Raw genomic sequence first — 385 nt, 5'->3', positions numbered from 1 at the left:
GGATGTCACCGACGTGCTGTATACCGCTTTTATTCTGCGATAACGACATGGGCGATAGTATTCTTTCTCAAGCTGAAATTGATGCGCTGTTGAATGGTGACAGCGAAGTCAAAGACGAACCGACAGCCAGTGTTAGCGGCGAAAGTGACATTCGTCCGTACGATCCGAATACCCAACGACGGGTTGTGCGCGAACGTTTGCAGGCGCTGGAAATCATTAATGAGCGCTTTGCCCGCCATTTTCGTATGGGGCTGTTCAACCTGCTGCGCCGTAGCCCGGACATTACCGTCGGGGCCATCCGCATTCAGCCGTACCATGAATTTGCCCGCAACCTGCCGGTGCCGACCAACCTGAATCTTATCCATCTGAAACCGCTGCGCGGCAC

General features: G+C 54.0%; 1 pseudogene. It reads left to right on the top strand.

The annotated features are described in order from the left end of the window. Window positions 1-47: 47 nt before the first annotated feature. Window positions 48-385, top strand: a pseudogene (gene fliM, locus FMN52_RS00020) (flagellar motor switch protein FliM); the annotation flags it as partial.

The sequence above is a fragment of the Marinobacter sp. BW6 genome, assembly GCF_008107725.1.
Taxonomy (GTDB): Bacteria; Pseudomonadota; Gammaproteobacteria; order Pseudomonadales; family Oleiphilaceae; genus Marinobacter.
The sequence above is the reverse complement of the archived record's forward strand: the minus strand, read 5'-3'. Positions and strand labels throughout refer to the sequence as shown.